Genomic DNA, 13,652 nt, shown 5'->3' with positions numbered 1-13,652 from the left:
GGGGGTGCCGCAAGGTCCGTCCGGCTTAACCGCCTGCCGCGCCGTGCAAACCTACGTCATAACCTAGACTTTCGGGGGAGCCGCAGGCGATTCATGGCAATTGACCCATCCCCGCGCGCCATGTTCTTTCGTTAGTGTTCAGGGTGTTGTCCGGCAGGATCGCCCCGGGACCAGATAAAAGGGTCACTCCGCCATCAGTCCGTTTTTCCGGCATTTCCGCGGAGCAAGCAGGGAGCGCGACGTGCAGGAATCGGGTACAAGACCACTTGTCCATATCGGATTCCACAAGACGGCCTCCACGCTGCTCCAGAACGCGCTGTTCGCCCGTCCGGACCTCGGTTTCGAGCGGCTGGAGAACGATCGCCACCACGTCCAGCTCGACTTCGTGAAGCAGGGTGCGTTCGACGGCCCCTCGCCCGACCGGATCGAAAGCTACCGCCGCCGCGCCCGCGAGGCGCAGCGGCGCGGCAATACGCTGGTTGTCTCTCACGAAAGGCTGTCCGGCTATCCCGGCTCGGCCGGCTTCGATGCACCGCTGATCGCGGATCGCCTGAAGGAATGCCTGCCCGACGCGCGCATCCTGGTTTTCATCCGCGAACAGCGCTCGATGATCTTCTCGTACTATCTCCAGTACATCAGCGACGGCGGCTCGCTGTCTTTCAACCGCCTGGCCACGCCCCTGCAATGGACCCTGTACCGCAAGCCGGAATTCGACTTCCGCACGTTCGCCTACATCCAGTGCATCGAGTACTATCGCCGCCTGTTCGGGCCGGAAAGCGTGCTGGTCCTGCCGTACGAGGCGCTGCGGACCGATCCCGGCCGGGTGGCGCGGGAGATATCCCAGTTCTGTGAACAGAACCCCTCGCTCGTTCCCCTCGACATCTTCGGGGAGCCCGCGAACGAGGGGATGCCGATGCTGATGCAGATCCTGCGCCGGCCGCTCAACGCCCTGTTCAACCGCAACCAGCTTGCCCCGAATGCCCCGCTGCTGTTCCCGCCGTTCGATCGCAACTACCGCAAGCTGCGCCCCCTCTTCGCGTTCACCCGCATGCTCGAGGGGCCGCTGCGGCGGCGGCTGATGCGCCAGATCGAACTGGCCGTGGGCGAACGCTATGCCGAGAGCAACCAGCAGTTGCAGCGCATGACCGGCTACGACCTGCGCCGCTTCGGCTATTGCCTGCCCGCACCTGCACAGCCCCAGCAGGACCTGCCCGCGATCGCCCTAGGCGGCAAGGCGAGAGCGCGCGCAGCGATCCCGGCGCGGGCCTCCCGGCCGGCATGACACGGCCATGACCGACGCTTCCGCCATTGCCCCGCCGCTGAACCGCACGGCCGCCGGCGAACCGGACCGCACCACCGGCACGGCGCCCGGCACGAAGGCCGGGGCGAACTTCAATCCCACCGTCCACGGCCTGCGCGGCGTGGCCGCGTTCATGGTGTTCCTTGCCCATGTGCTCGGCGGGGTCGGCGAGAACGTCTATTCCGCCGATCCCGGTTATCTGGCCGCGACGACCGCGCCCTGGAATTTCGGGCGCTGGGGCGTGTGGCTGTTCTTCGTCATCAGCGGTTACGTGATCCTGCCCAGCGTGATGCGCTACACCCCGCGCGAGTTCGCGCTGCGGCGGTTCTTCCGGCTCTATCCGCTGTTCCTCGCCTTCTCGCTCCTGTTCATCGCGGTCAACGCCGCCAGCAACGCCTTTCCCGACCTGAACAGGATCGGCACGATCATTCCCGCCCTGTTCATGGTGAACCTGCTGACCCATACCGAGCAGCTCACCCCGAACGCCTGGAGCCTGAGCTACGAAGTGCTGTTCTATGCCATGGCCTGCCTTACCGTGCATGCCGCGATCCGGCGGCGGGACCGGGTCATGACGGTGCTGCTGGTCCTGTGTTCGGCATGGCTGGTGAGCCGTTTCCCGGCCATGGCGTTCTTCCTGGCCGGGATCGGCGTGCGCCTGCTGGACGACCGGCATATCCACCTGCCCCGCGCCTGGCGCCCGCTGTTCGAGATCATCGCCTTCGCCGGATGCCTGGTGTTCGGATCGGTGCAGCACTACGACTTCGGCCTCAGGGATGTCGGCAATCCGCTCGCCTACGGCACATTCCTGTTCACCGCCGCCTACTTCTACATGGCGATCGCGCCCGGCAGCCTGACCTCGCGCCTGCTGGATCGTCCCTCGATCTTCTACCTCGGCACGGTGAGCTACAGCCTCTACCTCGCCCATCCCTATACCTATTTCGCCACCCGGCAGCTCTTCGTCCACATGGGGTGGTTCGGGCCGAACTGGCCGCTGTCGCTGGCGCTGTTCCTGGCCGCGGCGATCCCGTTGACGCTGATCTTCACCCATTTCGTCTACCGCGCGCTGGAGCGCTATCCCTACCGCTGGTTCTTCCACGAAAGGGTGTTCCACCGCTGAGCGCGGCGGGCCGGAGAAGGTGGCCGGTCAGCCCGCCGGAACGGCCTGCCCCGGATCGCGGCGATCGACCGCGGCAACCACGCGATCCCGGCCTTCCTCCTTCGCCCGCAGCAGGGCCGCATCCGCCTTGGCGATCAGCGCATGGGCGGGCACATGCGCAGGATAAGTGGCCAGCCCCATCGAGACAGTCACCCGGCCGAGCGATGCGCCGTCATGGACGAGCGTCATCCCCGCTATACGCTCCTGGATCAGCCGTGCCCGCTCCAGCGCGCGCTCCTCGTCGAAACCGGGGAGCAGTAGCAGGAACTCCTCGCCGCCGTAGCGGAAGGCCACGCCTTCCTCGCGCACGGCATTGTCCAGCACGCCCGCCACCGAACGGATCGTCAGGTCTCCGGCATCGTGGCCATAACGGTCGTTGAGCAGCTTGAAATGGTCGATGTCCACCATCAGGCAGCTGAGCTGCGTCCGGGCGGCATCGGCCTGGGCAACGTGGCGGCGCAGGGTGTCGGCCAGCTCGTGGCGGTTGCGCAGCCCGGTGAGAGCGTCGAACAGCGCCTTTTCGTGCAAGGCATCCCGCAGCTTGAGATTGGCGAGCGCCAGCCCCACCGTCTCCGACATCAGCTCGATATAAGCCTGGATGTTCTCTCCCGGCCCGTGCGTCTCGGCCAGGTTCTCCAGCACCAGCAGCCCGATCGTCTCGCCCTGCGCGGTCAGCGGCACACATACCGTCGCCGAGGCCGCATCGGGCGTGACGTGCTTGCACGGCACGTCCACGATATCCCCGCCCGGCATGTGCGCCTGCCCGCGCCGCAGCGCCCAGCAATCGTCCGGGGTGAAGGCGGCGTCGCTGCCGTGGGGCGATTGCCACTCGGACGCGCAGGCCATCATGCCCAGCCGGTCGTCGAGTGTGTAGAGCCGCCCGGCAAGGTTCGGTGCGATCTTCGGCGCGAAAAGGCGCACCACCTCGAACAGGTCCGCCACGGATTCGCAGCCCTGGAGGCGCTGGGTCATGCGGGACAGCAGGTCGCGCACATGCCAGTCCGCGTCGCGCTCCCGTTCCAGCCGCTGGCGCTCTATGCCGTTCTCGCGGAAGATGCGGATGGCGTGAGCCATGTCGCCGATCTCGTCGATCTGGGAAAGCTGGGGCGGCTCTACCGCATAGTCCTGATCGGCCAGGCGGTTCACCACGTCGCTCAGGGTGGTGACCGGTTTGAGGATACGGCGCTTGAGCACGAAGCCCAGCACGAAGAGAAACAGCAGCGCGGTCACGCCCACCATGACCTCGGACACCGTGCGCAGCCGCTGCGAGGCCATGCTGGCATCCTCGATCGTGCGGTCGGATCGCTGGTCGAGCATGTAGCGGAAGCGGCCGAGCAGGAAGTGGACGCGTTCCAGCTCGCGTTCGTACTCCGCGCCGAACACGATCCGCCGGGCGGTGGCATCGTCGCCCGTCTTCATGGCGGCAATGGCGGCCTTCTGTTCGTCCTGCAGGGTTTCGGCCCAGCGCAGCCCTTCGGCCAGAGAGCGCAGTTCCTCCTCCTTCGCGCCATTGTCCTTGAGCCGGGCGACACGCTGCTCGACCGGGCCGAGCGCCGCGAGGGCGTGATTGTAGACGATCTCGTGGCTGGGGTTGCCGGTTACCGCAAAGAGCCGTGCCTGGTCGGTCAGCTGGGCCTCGTCGCTTTCCACCTCGAAGGCGAGCGCGTCGAACCGGTCGCGCTGGATCACGGCCTCGCGCTCCACCCGGTCGGCGTTGGACGCCAGGACCATCGCGATACCGGCGGCGATGGTGAGGCATACCGTCGCCCCATAAGCCCAGTTGGTTATCGTCGCTATGCGCATGCCATGATCCCGCCCCACCCGGCTGCTCCGCCGGTTCTGCTCCGTGATGATCCTAAGCGGACGAACTTGCCAGTCCGTAAAGCAAGATTTCCGTGAGAGTTCCCCGAGGATAGCTCCGGTCCGGAGGCGGAACATCGGCTCCCGTCCGGGCGTTTCGATGAAGAACACCGCAGGAGCCCTCCATGCGCAAGACTTTCACCGCTTTCGCCAACGCCGTCGCCGGAGCCGCGGGCAAGGCGCAGACTTTCATCATCGCGCTGCTGATCGTGGTTGTCTGGGCCTTTTCCGGCCCGGTCTTCAAATGGTCCGACACCTGGCAGCTGGTCATCAATACCGGCACCACCATCGTCACCTTCCTCATGGTCTTCCTCATCCAGAACAGCCAGAACCGCGACGCCGCCGCCTTCCAGGCCAAGCTCGACGAACTCCTGCGCGCGGTCGAAACAGCGCGGGACGATTTCATCGGCATCGAACACCTCAGCGTGGAGGAAATCGAAAGCCTGCGAAGGATGCTGGAAGAGCAGACCGGTGAGTGCAAGGATGGGCACAAGGCCCATGCCAGCGTCGAAAGGTTGCTCAGCCGTTATTGAGGCGGCGTGAGCAAGCGGGCTCAGGCCGGCGGAAGCGGCGCCGAACGCTTGGGATGCTGCATCACCACCAGCGTCTTGAACGCCTTCACATGCTCCTCCCCGTGCAGCACGCGCCGGGCGAAACCGTCGTAATGCTCCATGTCCTGCGCGACCACCTGGAGCACGAGGTCATGGTCCCCGGTGACGTACCAGACATCGATCACCTCGCGCGCCTGCCGCAGCCGGGCCACCAGGTCGTCCACCACGCGCACCTTGTCGGTATCGAGCGAGACCAGCACGATCATCTTGACCAGCCATCCCATCGTCCGCGGCGATACCAGCGCCATCTCCCGCTCGATCGCCCCCTGCTCCCGCAGCGCCCGCACCCGCCGGTAGCAGGCCGGAGCCGAAAGCCCGACCGCCTCCGACAGTTCGGGCATGGAGATTCGCGCATCGCGCTGAAGCTCGGTGAGGATGCGCAGATCGAACGCATCGGGCATTTGCGGGAACTCCGATAAAGATTATTGCCGAACCCGCATCATAGACCGCATTTATCGCGCCTCGACGATAAAAATCCCGCCACTTTGCCATCAAGGGATTTCCATGGTCGTCCGCCGTCTCGCCGCCAGATCTTCGTCCAGCGACTTCGCACCGCTTGCCGCGGTGGCGACGGCGATGGTCTCGATCTGCTGGGGCGCCTCGGTGGCCAAGACGCTGTTCCCGCTGATCGGCCCCGCCGGAACGACGGCGCTGCGCCTTTCGCTCGCCGCCGTGATTCTGTGCTGCGTGTTCCGCGTCTGGCGCCTGCCGTTCGACCGGACGATCCTGCGCGCGGCCCTGCCTTACGGCGTGGCGCTGGGCTGCATGAACATGCTGTTCTACTTCGCGATCCAGCGCATTCCCCTCGGCATCGCGCTCGCCACCGAGTTCACCGGCCCGCTCGCAGTGGCCACTTTCGCCTCGCGCCGACGGGTCGATCTGGCGTGGATCGCGCTGGCGGCAGCGGGTCTCTGCCTGCTCCTGCCCCTCGATTTCTCGCGCGATGCGGTCGATCCGGTCGGCGTGCTGCTGGCGCTCGGCGCTGGCGTGTTCTGGGGTGCCTACATCCTGATGGGCAAGCGCGCGGGCGAGGCGCTGGGCGCGGCCGCACCGGCCTACGGCATGACCATCGCCGCCCTGGTCGCCCTGCCGTTCGGCGTGGCGCAGGCAGGCGCGACCTTGCTCCAGCCGCATGTCCTTGCCGTCGCGCTGGTGGTTGCGATCTTTTCCAGCGCGATCCCCTATTCGCTGGAAATGTTCGCGCTGCGCCGCCTGCCGACCAAGAGCTTCGGCGTGCTGACCAGCGGCGAACCGGCCGTAGGCGCGCTGGCGGGCGCGCTGCTGCTGGGCGAAATGCTGCCTTTCGCCAAGTGGATCGGGATCGCCGCCATCGTCGGCGCCACCATCGGCACCACGCTGACCGCGCGCCCCGATGGCGATGATGATGCGAAGCTGTCGGTAGAGAGGGCTGATCCCGGCCCCACGGCTTGTGTGCGGGTGCGATTGCGCGCATTCGTCACTGCATCATGCCGCAAGCCCCCGATATCCAGCTCGCCATTTTCTCCCAGGCCGTCGACGCAGTAGGCGGCCAGCGCGCGCTGGCCCGTCATCTCGGCATCGCCGAACGCGACGTGCGCGACCGGATCTCCGGCGACACCCCGCTCGATTACGCGACGCTGCGCGAAACCGCCCGGGCCCTGATCGCCCATTCCGACATGTGCCGCCGCCTCGAACGCAAGCTGTCCCCGGCCTTCAGCGAAAACCTGACCGACGAACAGATCGAGGCGCTCAGCAAGTCCTGACAGGCCCGCCTTCCGGTGGGAGTTGCCGACGCGAGAGGCAATGGAACGACGAATAGGCGGCGGAAGCGGGATTTCCGTCGATCCGGCTCCAGTCCGAATTGAGCGGCACCCCGCTCCTCGGTAAATTCCCTTTATGTCCCGGACCTTTACCGCTCACACGCGCGCCTGATGCGCCGAATCGCCTCGATCCTCGGCTCGCTGGCCATCGGTCCGGTGATGGCGGCGGCGGGGATCGCCGGCCATGATCGCGCCCTGACGGTCGCGGGCGCCATCCTCTTTGGCACCGCATCGGTTCTATGGCTGTTCGTCTGGGGATCGGGGCGAGGTGCAGGCCGGAGCCCCCGGCGCACCGGCCCGTTCGCCCGCCTGTTGCGCAGCGCCACGCCCGAACGCCGCCTCGACGCGCCGGTCGCCCGCCTGCTCAAGCTGCGGATGCTGGCCGAGCTCGACAAGACCGGGCCCTGGGCGGTGGCGGGCATGGCGGGAGACCCCGAATCCTGCCGCTTTGCCGATGAGATCCGCGCTTTCATGGCCTTCAGCGGATTTCGGATGGCCCCGGACGGGCTCAGCGTCATCCTGCCCCCTTCCCCGGTGGTGGGACTGGCGATCGTCCCGCCTGACCCCGGCTCGGAACCGCACGGCCAATGCTGGTACTTCGTAGTCGGCGAAAAGCCCGGACCGGACCGCATCCTCCGGCACATGGCCCTGCGCCTTCTGAGGCCCTGAACACGGCACCGGCCGCCGCCGCGCCACTCCCCTGAGGGAGAACCGCGGGAACTCAGGCAAAATGCGCACCGGGCTCGGGGCTTTCCCCGATAGCTGACAGCCCGCCCCGGACAAAATCATTGCAATCTTAATGGGTTGGAGATGAGCGCAGCCGGTGGGGCAGGTTCGCCGGACAGCGCTCAGGCTCAAGCAACAGGGCATTACGCGATGAAGCAATTCGCCGACTTCCGCAGAGGCATCGGACGCGCAGCACTGGCGCTCGCGCTGGTCGCGGCAGCCGCCCCTATGGCACATGCCCAGTCGGGCGGCGGCGATGCCGGCCACCCCAATATCCTCATCATCTACCCCGACGATGTCGGCTGGTCGAACGTCAGCGTCTACGGCAACGGCGTGATGGGCTATACCACGCCCAATATCGACCGGCTGGCGAGGGAAGGGGCAATGTTCACCGAACATTACAGCCAGCCATCCTCCACCGCCGGCCGCGCATTGCTGATTACGGGGCAATATCCTATCCGCTCCGGCATGACCTCGGTCGGGCTTCCGGGATCGCCGCTCGGGCTGAAGGCCGGATCGCCCACCCTGGCCGAATTGCTGAAGGAACAGGGCTACGCCACCGGGCAATTCGGCAAGAATCGCCTCGGCGACAGCAAGTCCTCCCTGCCCACGGTCCACGGATTCGACGAATTCTACGGCAACCTCTACCACCTGAACGCCGAGGAAACGCCCGAACAGCGGGATTATCCCAAGGACGCTGCCTTCAAGACCAGGTACGGCCCCCGCGGCGTGCTTCACAGTTGGGCCACCGGCACCGATGACCAGACCGTCGACCCGCGCTTCGGCAAGGTCGGCAAGCAGAAGATCCAGGATACCGGCGCGCTTACGATCGAGCGCATGAAAAACATCGACCAGAACTTCATCGATGCCAGCCTCGATTTCGTGAAACGCGCAAAGGATTCGGGCAAGCCCTGGTTCGTCTGGCTCAATCCCAGCAGGATGCACCCAGCATCTTACCGACCAGAACCAATATCTGGCGCAGGATGCCACCATGTCCGACGACATCTACGGATCGGGCATGATCGAGCATGACATGCAGGTCGGCGCGATGCTCGAAAAGCTGAGAGCGATGGGTGCGCTGGAAAACACCATCGTCATCTGGTCCACCGACAACGGCCCCTCGCATAACGCCCGCACTTACGGTGGCACCACCCCTTTCCGGGGTGAGAAGATGACCACTTACGAAGGCGGCGTCCGCGTGCCGTTCATCGCCTGGTGGCCGGGCCACATCCCCGCCGGCCAGGTGAAGCAGGGCATCCAGGCCAACATGGATGTCTTCACCACGCTTGCCGCCGCCGCCGGCATCCAGGACCCCGTCGGGCGCGTCCTGAAGGAAAAGAACCAGGTGATCGACGGGGTGAACAACCTCGACTGGTGGGAAGGCAAGTCGGACCATTCCAACCGCAACAATTACATCTACTACGAAGGGAATGAGATCAGGGCCGTCCGCCTGAACCAGTGGAAGATGCACTTCGCGACTTCGGAAGGGTTCTTCGATGCCTGGAAGGAACTCAAGTTCCCGATGGTCATGAACATTCACTTCGATCCGTACGAAACGTTCGATACGGTCACTGATCTGACTTATGGAAACGAACGCAAGCAGTGGCTCATGGGGCCGATCCAGGATCTGCTAGCAGCCCATATAAAGTCACTGACCGAACATCCGCCGCTGCAGATCGCCCCTTCGTTCAATCTTTCGAAGATGACGGAAAAGCTCCAGACCGTCTCGAATTGAACGGCAAGCCATCAACGCGCATGGAGGCGCCGGGTCTGTAATGCTGCAATGAACAATCCGACGCTTGATCGTAACGCCCTGATCCCCGGATCGACCTATCGCTTCCACGCCATGGTCAAGCCGGGGGGGGGCGGAGTGCAACATCGACTGTGCCTATTGCTTCTACCTCCACAAGACCGACTTGCTAGACCACCGCCCGCGCGCGCGCATGAACAGCGCCGCGCTCGAGCAGCACGTCCGCCAGTATATCGAGGCGCAAACGGGCGAGGAGGTCGTCTTCTCGTGGCAGGGCGGCGAGCCCACGCTCATGGGGCTCGCCTTCTTCGAGGAGGTCGTCGCGCTCCAGCACAAGTACCGCAAGCCCGGCCAGCGGATCGAAAACGACCTTCAGACGAACGGCCTGCTGCTCGATGCCAAGTGGATCAGCTTCCTCAAGGCCAACGGTTTCCACGTCGGGCTGTCGATCGACGGTCCGAAGCACCTTCATGACCGGTTCCGCGTCACCAAGAACGGCAAGCCGACGTTCGATCTCGTCATGGCGGCTGCCACGATGCTGCGCGAGGCCGACATTCCCTTCGCGGCCCTGTGCGTCGTCAATCGCGAGAACGCGCTGCACCCGCGCGATGTCTATCGCTTCCTCGTCGACGAGATTGGCACCTGGCGCGTGCAATTCACTCCAGCCGTGGAACCGCGCCGCTTTCGCAGCGAAGCGCCCGCCCTGCTCGCGGAACCGCCTGTGGAAGGCACCGCGCGCGCCCGGCCGGTGCTGCCGATTCGATCGTCACGGACTGGTCGGTCGATCCCGACGACTATGGCCGCTTCCTGAGCGCCGTATGGGACGAATGGTTCGCGACCGATATCGGCCGCGTCCACGTCAACCTGTTCGAAACCGCAGTGGCCCAGGCGGCGGGAATGCCGGCGCAAATGTGTACCCAGGCCGAGTTCTGCGGCAAGGCGCTGGCGGTGGAGCATGACGGCGAAGTGTTCTCGTGCGACCACTTCGTCTATCCCGAGTACCGCATCGGCAACATCAACCAGACCCACCTCGGCAACCTCGCCTTTTCGCCCCGGCAGGAACAGTTCGCCCGCAACAAGAGCGCCAGTCTGCCCGGCAAATGCCGCAGCTGCGAATATCTGCGGCTATGCTACGGCGAATGCCCCAAGAACCGCCTTCTCCGCACACGCAGCGGCGAACCGGGGCTCAACTACCTCTGCTCGGGCCTTTACGCCTTCTACGACCACATAGGCCCCGACCTCGTGCGCATCGTGCAGTCCTTGGGAAGAACCTAGGCCGGGTAATCTGCTGAGCCACGACAACGCCCAGCGGAAAGCCCGCAGGCAACCCACCGCACCTCGTGAAAATGGATGAAAAAGATGGTGAGCCCTGCTGGGTTCGAACCAGCGACCTACTGATTAAAAGTCAGTTGCTCTACCGACTGAGCTAAGGGCCCCCGTTACCGGGCGCAGCACGCGAAGCGGCTGCGGAAGGGGTCACCTAAGGGCAGGGCGAGGCTTGGTCAAGCGGGCATGAAGCTGATTAATCGTAAGACCTGTCAAAGGGTCACGCCAGGTGCCGGCAATTCGCCGGGCCGGGCCGAGCACAAAATCACGCGCGCGGAAGGCGGGGTGAGGCAGGACAAGGCTTTCCTCGCCCTCTCCGCCCGCCCAGGGGCCGCCGTTCCAGAGCACGAGATCAAGGTCCAGCACGCGCGCCCCCCAGGCCCGGCCGAGGCGGCGGCGGCCGAACTTGTGCTCGATTTTACGCAATTTGTGCAGCATCTCGTCAGGCTCCCGCTTGCTGCGCACCAGCGCAACGCCGTTGGCGTAGCGGCGGCGCGAGGGGCCGAGCGGCGCGGTCTCGATCACCGGGGAGGCGGCGAGCACTTCCATCTTGCCCCGGCCCAGCGCCGAGAGCGCCGCGGCGAGCACCTTGCGAGGCCCGCCGTGGCGATGGTGGCGCATGTTGGAACCCAGCGCGACGAGATACTGATGCTTGGCCAAGGCCGCTGCCCTCCCCCGATTATGCCGTAACTGTCGGGACTTGTATCAGATATCCTGCGCGATGCGCGTATAAAGCTGCGGGCGGCGATCGCGGAAGAAGCCCATGCCCGCGCGTGCCTGGCCGCACGCGCGAGATCGAGCGTGGAAACCAGCACGCCGGTCTCTTCCTTGCCGAACTCGGCGAGGTAATCACCCCATTCGTCGGTGATGAACGAGTGCCCGTAGAAGGTCTGCTCGGTACCGCATTCCGATTCGACGCCGATGCGGTTGGCGGCGATCACCGGCATGCAGTTCGATACCGAGTGGCCGATCATGGCGCGGCGCCACATGCGGCTGGTGTCGAGCGTGGCATCGTAAGGCTCCGAGCCGATGGCGGTGGGATAGAACAGCAGTTCCGCCCCCATCAGCGCCATCACCCGCGCGCATTCGGGGTACCACTGGTCCCAGCAGACGCCCACACCAACTTTGGTGCCGAGCACGTCCCAGACCTTGAACCCGTCGTTGCCGGGGCGGAAGTAGTACTTTTCCTCGTAGCCGGGGCCGTCGGGAATGTGGCTCTTCCGATAGGTGCCGATGATCTCGCCGTCAGTGCCGATCATGGCGAGCGTATTGTAGTAGTGGTGGCCGTCGCGCTCGAAGAAACTGGTGGGAATGACGATCTTCAGCGCCTTCGCCAGCGCCTTCATCGCGATCACCGAGGGATGCTGCTCGGTCGGGCGCGCCAGGACGAAGAGTTCCTCTTCCTCCACCTTGCAGAAATAGGGGCCGGAGAACAGTTCGGGCGGCAGCACGATCTGCGCACCCTTTGCAGCGGCTTCCTCGACCAGCGTGGAGACGGCAGCGATGTTTTCGCCCTCGTCGGCGGAATTGAGCGCCAACTGGAGCGCGGCAACGGTAATCTCGGTCATAAGGCGCGCCCTTATCAGTCCCGCTTGCGGAACAGAAGGGTCATCCGGTCGCTCTCGCCGATCGCCTGATACTTCTCGCGGTCCTTGTCCTTGAGCGCCAGGGTGGGCGGCAGGGTCCAGACGCCGTCCGGCCAGTTGGCGGTGTCCTTGGGGTTGGCGCTGATCTCGGACCGGGCGACCAGATCGAAGCCGTTGTCCTTCATGAAGCGGACCACGTCGGCCTCGCGCAAGTAGCCCTTCGAGCCGTCGGCATAGTTGGCCGGAGCATCGGGACGAGCGCGGTGCTGTTCAACGCCGACCAGCCCGCCGGGCTTGAGCAGGTCGCGCATCGCCGCGAACTCGCTGCCGGCGATGTTCCAGCGCAGCAGGTTATGCATCATGCGCGGCACGATGATGACGTCGAACGTGCCCTTCTCGCCTTCGGGGATCGCGCCGAGCGTATAGGCGGCGAACCTGTCGGCCGGGATACCGGTGAACTTGGCGACATCGGCCGGATAGCCCGCCGCGCCCTTGCGGATGCCCTCCTTCGTCTCGGGCTTGAAGGCCGGAGCATCGGGATTGAAGTAGAGTCCGACGAGATGGCCCTGCTGGCCGAGGTAAAGCCCGAGCAGGCGCGAGTACCATTCCCCGCCCGGCGCATATTCGCCCACCTTCATGGTCGGCGCGACGCGGAAGAAGCTCAATGTCTCCACCGGGTGGCGATACTTGTCGCGCACGCGGTCTTCCTTGCGCGAGGGGCTGGAGGCGGCCAGTTCGAGCAGCGCCTCGCAGCCCTTGCAGGCTTCCGCTTCGGTATTCTCCTCGGCAGCCATGGCCGCGGTGGGCATGGCGATAACGCCGAGGAACGAGGAAAGGGCGATCAGGGCGCGGCGCATGTGATTCTCCCGTGGAACTCTGGTCGCGAATGAACCTAGTTTCCGGCCGCCCAATGACAACCCATCCAAGTGTACCTATCTAGCGACAAACTTCGCGCATTTGAGGAATTGAATCAGACATGGAAACGGCAATCGTGGCAGGCGGGTGCTTCTGGTGCACCGAAGCGGTGTTCCGCGACGTCATCGGCGTGGACTCCGTGGAAAGCGGCTATATCGGCGGCACAGTGCCGAGCCCGACCTACAAGCAGGTCTGCGGCGGCGACACTGGCCATGCCGAAGCGATCCGCGTGAACTACGACCCTTCGGTCCTGTCCTATGGCGATCTGCTCGACGTGTTCATGGGCACCCATGACCCGACGCAGCTCAACCGCCAGGGCAACGACGTGGGCACGCAGTACCGCTCGGCGATCTTCCCGCTCGACGATGCGCAGGCTGCCGAGCCGAAGCCGCCATCGCCCGTTCGAACGAGGACAACGGCGGCAAGGTCGTGACCACGATCGAAGGATTCGCCGATGGCAGGCAGAACGACGAATGGTATCCGGCCGAAGACTACCACCAGGAATACTGGGACGGTGAAGGCCAGCGGAACCCCTATTGCCTCGCGGTCATCCCGCCCAAGCTGATGAAGCTGCGCAAGAGCTTCCAGAACAAGGTCAAGGCCTGACCTGAAGCGCGGCGCGG

Annotated in this window: 14 protein-coding genes, 1 tRNA gene and 2 pseudogenes; 11 read left to right on the top strand and 6 right to left on the bottom strand. The window is 65.1% G+C overall.

The window, feature by feature from the left end; genetic code table 11:
* Positions 1-241 precede the first annotated feature (241 nt).
* Together ADT71_RS21875 and ADT71_RS21870 are read left to right on the top strand one after the other, a co-directional pair.
* On the top strand, positions 242-1,282 hold the full coding sequence (locus tag ADT71_RS21875; protein WP_054440246.1) for a sulfotransferase: 1,041 nt from the start codon (positions 242-244) through the stop codon (positions 1,280-1,282).
* 7 nt (positions 1,283-1,289) lie between these two features.
* The gene (locus ADT71_RS21870) at positions 1,290-2,417 is read left to right on the top strand and encodes an acyltransferase (protein WP_054440244.1); all 1,128 of its coding nucleotides are present in this window, start codon (positions 1,290-1,292) and stop codon (positions 2,415-2,417) included.
* A 27-nt stretch (positions 2,418-2,444) separates the two neighbouring features.
* Here the strand turns inward: ADT71_RS21870 and ADT71_RS21865 are convergent, their stop codons facing one another.
* The gene (locus ADT71_RS21865) at positions 2,445-4,259 is read right to left on the bottom strand and encodes a diguanylate cyclase (protein WP_054440242.1); all 1,815 of its coding nucleotides are present in this window, start codon (positions 4,257-4,259) and stop codon (positions 2,445-2,447) included.
* A 182-nt stretch (positions 4,260-4,441) separates the two neighbouring features.
* On the opposite strand from ADT71_RS21865, the gene ADT71_RS21860 reads away from it, so the two are divergent.
* Entirely contained in the window at positions 4,442-4,849 is a 408-nt protein-coding gene (locus ADT71_RS21860) for a low affinity iron permease family protein (protein WP_054440240.1), read from the top strand.
* Between the two features lie 20 nt (positions 4,850-4,869).
* Here the strand turns inward: ADT71_RS21860 and ADT71_RS21855 are convergent, their stop codons facing one another.
* Positions 4,870-5,328, bottom strand: coding sequence for an Lrp/AsnC family transcriptional regulator (locus tag ADT71_RS21855; RefSeq protein ID WP_054440238.1), 459 nt, complete (start codon positions 5,326-5,328; stop codon positions 4,870-4,872).
* Positions 5,329-5,431: 103 nt separating this feature from the next.
* Here ADT71_RS21855 and ADT71_RS21850 point away from each other — a divergent pair, with 103 nt between their 5' ends.
* The 7 genes from ADT71_RS21850 (at position 5,432) to ADT71_RS32350 (ending at position 10,477) form a co-directional block, all read left to right on the top strand.
* Entirely contained in the window at positions 5,432-6,451 is a 1,020-nt protein-coding gene (locus tag ADT71_RS21850; RefSeq protein WP_082370491.1) for a DMT family transporter, read from the top strand.
* A complete protein-coding gene (locus ADT71_RS21845) occupies positions 6,394-6,669 on the top strand; it encodes a hypothetical protein (protein ID WP_054440236.1) in 276 nt (91 codons plus the stop codon). The genes ADT71_RS21850 and ADT71_RS21845 overlap by 58 nt, the downstream gene beginning before the upstream one ends.
* Positions 6,670-6,837: 168 nt before the next feature.
* Positions 6,838-7,395 carry a hypothetical protein gene (locus ADT71_RS21840; protein WP_054440234.1) on the top strand — a complete coding sequence of 186 codons (558 nt, stop codon included), beginning with the start codon at positions 6,838-6,840 and terminating at the stop codon, positions 7,393-7,395.
* A gap of 207 nt (positions 7,396-7,602) precedes the next feature.
* Positions 7,603-8,484 (top strand): sulfatase-like hydrolase/transferase, encoded by an 882-nt coding sequence (locus ADT71_RS21835; protein WP_255351678.1) that lies wholly within the window; start codon positions 7,603-7,605, stop codon positions 8,482-8,484.
* Complete coding sequence (locus ADT71_RS35125) at positions 8,444-9,187, top strand: sulfatase-like hydrolase/transferase (RefSeq protein ID WP_255351677.1); 744 nt, start codon at positions 8,444-8,446, stop codon at positions 9,185-9,187. Before ADT71_RS21835 ends, ADT71_RS35125 begins: the two co-directional genes overlap by 41 nt.
* A 97-nt stretch (positions 9,188-9,284) precedes the next feature.
* Positions 9,285-10,013 carry a radical SAM protein gene (locus ADT71_RS32355; protein WP_197283106.1) on the top strand — a complete coding sequence of 243 codons (729 nt, stop codon included), beginning with the start codon at positions 9,285-9,287 and terminating at the stop codon, positions 10,011-10,013.
* Positions 10,014-10,111: 98 nt separating this feature from the next.
* The gene (locus tag ADT71_RS32350; RefSeq protein WP_197283100.1) at positions 10,112-10,477 is read left to right on the top strand and encodes an SPASM domain-containing protein; all 366 of its coding nucleotides are present in this window, start codon (positions 10,112-10,114) and stop codon (positions 10,475-10,477) included.
* An 85-nt stretch (positions 10,478-10,562) separates the two neighbouring features.
* Here the strand turns inward: ADT71_RS32350 and ADT71_RS21825 are convergent.
* The 4 genes and pseudogenes from ADT71_RS21825 to ADT71_RS21810 form a co-directional block, all read right to left on the bottom strand.
* Positions 10,563-10,638, bottom strand: a tRNA-Lys gene (locus ADT71_RS21825).
* A 40-nt stretch (positions 10,639-10,678) separates the two neighbouring features.
* Positions 10,679-11,188 carry a 2-amino-4-hydroxy-6-hydroxymethyldihydropteridine diphosphokinase gene (folK, locus tag ADT71_RS21820; RefSeq protein WP_054440232.1) on the bottom strand — a complete coding sequence of 170 codons (510 nt, stop codon included), beginning with the start codon at positions 11,186-11,188 and terminating at the stop codon, positions 10,679-10,681.
* Between the two features lie 45 nt (positions 11,189-11,233).
* A pseudogene (gene aguB, locus ADT71_RS21815) lies at positions 11,234-12,096 on the bottom strand (N-carbamoylputrescine amidase).
* Positions 12,097-12,110: 14 nt separating this feature from the next.
* Positions 12,111-12,971 (bottom strand): class I SAM-dependent methyltransferase, encoded by an 861-nt coding sequence (locus ADT71_RS21810; RefSeq protein ID WP_054440231.1) that lies wholly within the window; start codon positions 12,969-12,971, stop codon positions 12,111-12,113.
* 119 nt (positions 12,972-13,090) lie between these two features.
* Here ADT71_RS21810 and msrA point away from each other — a divergent pair.
* Positions 13,091-13,635: pseudogene (gene msrA / locus ADT71_RS21805) on the top strand (peptide-methionine (S)-S-oxide reductase MsrA).
* Positions 13,636-13,652 lie beyond the last annotated feature (17 nt).

This window comes from Novosphingobium sp. ST904 (assembly GCF_001298105.1).
Taxonomy (GTDB): Bacteria; Pseudomonadota; Alphaproteobacteria; order Sphingomonadales; family Sphingomonadaceae; genus Novosphingobium.
Note: the sequence above shows the minus strand (reverse complement) of the source record. Positions and strands in the feature narration are given on the sequence as shown.